General features: G+C 54.7%; 1 protein-coding gene. It reads right to left on the reverse strand.

Features of this window, described 5'->3' with window-relative positions; genetic code table 11:
* Positions 1 to 140 precede the first annotated feature (140 nt).
* Positions 141 to 386, reverse strand: a 246-nt coding sequence (locus AC30CM_RS27375) for a hypothetical protein (RefSeq protein WP_392340240.1), incomplete at its 5' end; no start/stop codon positions are given.

Here is a 386-nt window from a genome sequence, read left to right on the forward strand (position 1 = left end):
TTAACCGTTTGGTCAATATTGAAACGCAGATTCGTTTTCATGGGGTGCGCCTAGTGGGTTATCGATGGCTCAAATAGTAACGGCCCCTTTCGGAGCCGTCAACAATACCCGAGTAAATTACTCAGTCTTTATTCTGTGCATTAAGACCGTTTCCGAATCAGGTCGGCCGCGCGCTGTTCCCATTGCTGCATGAGGGTGCGGGCTTCGTTATCCGCGAGCCCTAGCACGTCGAGCGTTTCGAGTGCGCCTATGCCGTAGAACAGGGATTGTCTGTAACTGCGCGCGGCCGATTCGTCGCCGTGTTCTGCGTACTGTGCGCCCCAGAAACGCACACTGTTTTCCACTTGCCGGGCACGGGACACGGCCTGAGCATACAGCGGATTATG

The sequence above is a fragment of the Mycobacterium sp. DHQP2018-32-09 genome, assembly GCF_058148405.1.